Consider the following 4260-nt stretch of genomic DNA (forward strand, 5'->3'; position numbering starts at 1 on the left):
CGGTTGGCCAAGGGTTGGCCGAGTCGGCGCCTATCGGGAGAACGCCGACCTGTGGTCACCGCGGGACGTCATACGTTCTGGTCGCCAGGACACCCAGGTCGGATGACCTCCCCGGGCAGTGCGCAGGACGTCATACGACGTGGTGGCTACGACACCCACGTCGTATGACCTCCCCGGGAGGCAGCCGACACTCACGCAGCGACCCACACCTACGACAGGAGACCACGACTCGGCGGGCTGGACCCATCAGCGGGAGGCGGCGGCGAGCCGGCCCTTGAGCAGGGGTACGGCGGGGTGGGGCCGGCCGGCGAGGGCGGCGAGGCAGACCTCGACCACCTCGGTGTCGTACGGCGCCAGCTCGCTGTAGCGGACCACGGCATCGGGCTGGGGGTCGGCCAGCAGCGCCTCGCGCACCGCCACGGCGACGTACTCCCCCAGCTCGGTGAGTGCCGGGGAGTTGGTGCCCGGCAGCAGGTCGCCGCCGTAGGCGTCGACGGCCGCGGCCACCCGGCCGTGGCGCAGCAGCCCAAGCACCAGGTCGACGTCGGTGGCGACCGGCATCGGCAGCCGGTAGGGCCGCGAGGAGAGCTGGCCGCCGAGCGCGGCGCGCAGGTGGGAGACCTCCGCCTTGAGGGTGGAGAGCGTGACCGCCTGGTCGCCGTAGACCAGGGCGTGCAGCTGCTCGAGCGAGAGCCCCTCGGGGTGCATGGCCAGCAGCGCCAGCACCTCGCTCTGGCGCCGGTTGAGCAGCAGCCGCTGGCCGTCGAGCCACACCTCGACGGTGCCGAGCAGCCGCATCACCAGGCCTGGCTCGGTGCGCTCGTCGACGGCCACGCCCGGGTGGTGCGCCGAGGCCGGCACGGCGGTCTCGATCAGGCGGGCGAGCACGCGCGCGGTGGCCAGCCCGATCGGGTGGGTGCGGTCCCAGGTGGTCGAGAGGTCGATGACGCCGAGCTGGGCGCCGGTCACCGGGTCGTGCACGGGCGCGGCCCAGCACACCCAGTTGTGCACGATCGGGGCGTAGTGCTCGGCGCTGAACACCATCGCGGGCGCGTCGAGGCGGTTGGCGAGGTCGAGGGCGTTGGTGCCGACGCTGAGGTCGTCCCACCGGCCGCCCGGCACGAAGTTCACGGTCTCGGCCTTGCGGCGCATCACCCGGCCCCCGTACGTCCACAGGATGCGGGTCTGCGGGTCGGTGACGGCGACGACGAGGTCGCCGTCCTCGGCGGTACGCCGCAGCTCGGCCTCCACCCGCTCGACCGCCGTCTGCAGCGGCGACCCGCGCCACCAGGCCGCGGTCTCCGACTCGTCGGCCAGCGGCGCCTCGGTGACGTCGGTGGGCACCACGGGCTCCGAGCGCGCCCAGCTGCTGAGGATCTCGGGCCGCACCAGCCCGGACGCCTCGTCGCCGTGCTCGACGAAGGAGGTCCACGCGCGCACCGCGTCCATCCGGCGGGCCTGGAGCTCCTCGCTGCGGGGCATGCCGTGGACGGTAGCACCGACCACGTGACCGGGGTCACACGACGGACGTCGAGGAGCTCAGTCCGCGAGCCGGTTGGCCACCGTCAGCAGCACGGCCGCGTCCTCGAGCGCCTCGAGGTCGTGGCGCTGCGGCGGGATCACGACGTAGTCGCCCGGCGCGCCCTCCCACGACTCGCCGCCGGCGTGCAGGCGGACCCGCCCCCGCAGCACCTGCAGCGTCGCCTCACCCGGGCTCTCGTGCTCGCCCAGGCTGCGGCCCCCGGCGAGCGCGACCATCGTCTGCCGGAGGTGGTGCTCGCGGCCGCCGTGCACGGTGATCGCGCTGCGGCCGCTGCCGTGCTCCCGCGCCAGGCCCAGGTGCTCCTCGACCAGGTCCGTCAACGACTGTCCGTCCATCACGTCAGCTCCTTGTGGATCCGTCCTCCGAGCGAGCCGAGCGGCTCGCCGGTGCCGCCCCAGCGGCCGGCGATGATCTCGGCGGCGATGCTGATCGCGGTCTCCTCGGGCGTGCGGGCGCCGAGGTCGAGACCGATCGGGCTGGAGAGCCGACCGAGCTCCTCGTCACCGAGCCCGGCGTCGCGCAGCCGCGCCAGCCGGTCGTCGTGGGTGCGCCGCGAGCCCATCGCGCCGACGTACGCGACCTCGGGCAGGCGAAGCGCGACCTCCAGGAGGGGTACGTCGAACTTGGGGTCGTGGGTGAGCACGGTGATGACCGTGCGGGCGTCGACGCGGCCGGCCCCGGCCTCCGCCTCGAGGTAGCGGTGCGGCCAGTCCACGACGACTTCGTCGGCCTCGGGGAAGCGGCTGGTGGTGGCGAACACGGGCCGCGCGTCGCAGACCGTCACGTGGTAGCCGAGGAAGCTGCCGACCCGCGCGACCGCGGCGGCGAAGTCGATGGCACCGAAGACCAGCATCCGCGGCTTGGGCGCGAACGCCCACACGAACACCCGCATGCCCTCACCGCGCCGCTCACCGTCGGGGCCGTAGGTCAGCGTCGCGTTGTGACCGGCCGCCAGCAGCCCCAGCGCGTCGTCGCGGACGGCGTCGTCGGCCCGCGCGGACCCGAGACCGATCGGGTCGTCCGCCTGAGGGTGGTGCATGGAGGTGCGAGAGGCGGACGACCCGTCGGGACGGACCACGAGGCGTCGGCCGAGGCGGGAGGGGTCGGGGTGCTCGATGACGGTGGCCAGCGCGACCGGGCGACCGGCCTCGATGTCGGCGGCGATCTGGTCGAGCTCGGGGAAGGTCTCGCGGCTGACCTTCTCGACCCAGACGTCGAGGATGCCGCCGCAGGTGAGCCCGACCGCGAACGCGTCGTCGTCGGAGACGCCGTAGCGCCGCAGGACAGGTGCGCCGGACTCCACGACCGACTCGGCCAGGTCGTAGACCGCGCCCTCGACGCAGCCCCCAGACACCGACCCGACCGCGGTGCCGTCGGGCCCGACCAGCATCGAGGCGCCGGGCGGCCGGGGCGCGGACTGGAACGTCGCGACGACGGTGCCGACGCCGACGGTCTCCCCGGCCCGCCACCAGGCGAGCAGCTCGCTCAGCACGTCACGCACGGGACACCACCTCCGCGAGCTCGGCGAACGTCGCCAGCGAGTGGCCGGCGACGAAGTCGTGGCAGTGCGGCAGCGCCGCCAGGACACCCTGCTGGACCGGCTCGTAACCGGTCTTGCCGCGGTGCGGGTTGACCCACACGACGCGGTGCGCGACCCGGCGCAGCCGCGCCATCTGCTCCCCCAGCAGCGTCGGGTCGCCGCGCTCCCAGCCGTCGCTGAACACCACGACGACCGCGCCGCGGGCCATCCCGCGCTGGCCCCACCGGTCGAGGAAGAACCGCAGCGTCTCGCCGAGCCGGGTGCCTCCGGACCAGTCGGGGACGGTCTCGCCGGCGGCGACCAGCGCACGCTCGGGGTCGCGCAGCCGCATCGCGCGGGTCAGGTGGGTCAGCCGGGTACCGACGGTGAACGTCTCGACCACGCCGCCGCTCTCGCGCCCCACCTGGGTGAACCGGTGCGCGAGCCGCAGCAGCGCGTCGGCGTACCCGCTCATCGAGCCGGAGACGTCCACGAGCAGCACGACCCGCCGGGGTCGTACGCCGCGGCGCCGCCAGGCGATCTCGGCCGGCTCGCCCATCCGCCGCAGCGAGGCCCGCAGGGTGCGCGAGGCGTCGACCTCGCCGCGGTGCCACGCCTGGTGACGGGCGGTACGCCGGACGGGCGGGCGCGGCCGCAGGGTCGCGAACATGCCGGCGAGCCGGCGCCGCTCGGCCGCGGTGAGCGAGGCCACGTCGCGCTGCCGCAGCACCTCGGCCTCGCTGGCGAGCGCCCGGAGCACCTCCTCGTCCTCGTCGGGCGTCTGCCCCGACCCGGTCGACTCCTCCAGCGGCAGGCCCGCGAACGGCGCCGAGGGGTGGGCCGGTCGCGAGCGGGGCAGTCCGTCGCGTGCCTCGAAGAACTCGTGGAACACCTGGTCGTAGCGCTCCAGGTCGTCGGGCCCGGCGCACAGCGTGGCCCGACCGGCGAGGTAGGTCGAGCGACGGCTGTCCGCCCCGAGCACCGCGGCGGCCGCGAGGAACCCCTGCGCCCGGTCGTGGGTCACCGGCACCCCGGCGGCCCGCAGCGCCCGGGCGAACGCCAGGAGGATCTCGTCGGGCTGCCGGTCGGTCATGCCCGCAGCATCTGGTCCAGGGCGTGGCGCACCCGCTCGCCGTCCTCGCGGTACTTCACCAGCGCGCCCAGCGTCGCCGACGCCGCGGCCAGGTCGATCTCGGCG

At 74.9% G+C, this 4260-nt stretch carries 4 protein-coding genes; all 4 read right to left on the minus strand.

Annotation, left to right across the window (positions count from 1 at the left end; all coding sequences use genetic code 11):
* Window positions 1-246 precede the first annotated feature (246 nt).
* From Q0L15_RS14075 to Q0L15_RS14090, 4 genes are read right to left on the minus strand one after another with little or no spacing between them, the layout of a single operon-like run.
* Window positions 247-1482, minus strand: coding sequence for a transcriptional regulator (locus tag Q0L15_RS14075; RefSeq protein ID WP_296605079.1), 1236 nt, complete (start codon window positions 1480-1482; stop codon window positions 247-249).
* Window positions 1483-1539: 57 nt separating this feature from the next.
* Window positions 1540-1878, minus strand: coding sequence for a cupin domain-containing protein (locus Q0L15_RS14080; RefSeq protein WP_296605080.1), 339 nt, complete (start codon window positions 1876-1878; stop codon window positions 1540-1542).
* Entirely contained in the window at window positions 1878-3044 is a 1167-nt protein-coding gene (locus tag Q0L15_RS14085) for an XdhC/CoxI family protein (RefSeq protein WP_296605081.1), read from the minus strand. Before Q0L15_RS14085 ends, Q0L15_RS14080 begins: the two co-directional genes overlap by 1 nt.
* On the minus strand, window positions 3037-4155 hold the full coding sequence (locus tag Q0L15_RS14090; protein WP_296605082.1) for a VWA domain-containing protein: 1119 nt from the start codon (window positions 4153-4155) through the stop codon (window positions 3037-3039). Before Q0L15_RS14090 ends, Q0L15_RS14085 begins: the two co-directional genes overlap by 8 nt.
* Window positions 4156-4260: the final 105 nt, after the last annotated feature.

The organism is Nocardioides sp., from assembly GCF_024509035.1.
GTDB lineage: Bacteria > Actinomycetota > Actinomycetes > Propionibacteriales > Nocardioidaceae > Nocardioides.

Excerpts from the sequence above, each read along its gene's own strand:
- Q0L15_RS14075 (WP_296605079.1), bottom strand. The coding sequence starts at position 1,482 with ATGCCCCGCAGCGAGGAGCTCCAGGCCCGCCGGATGGACGCGGTGCGC.
- Q0L15_RS14090 (WP_296605082.1), bottom strand. The coding sequence starts at position 4,155 with ATGACCGACCGGCAGCCCGACGAGATCCTCCTGGCGTTCGCCCGGGCG.
- Q0L15_RS14080 (WP_296605080.1), bottom strand. The coding sequence starts at position 1,878 with ATGGACGGACAGTCGTTGACGGACCTGGTCGAGGAGCACCTGGGCCTG.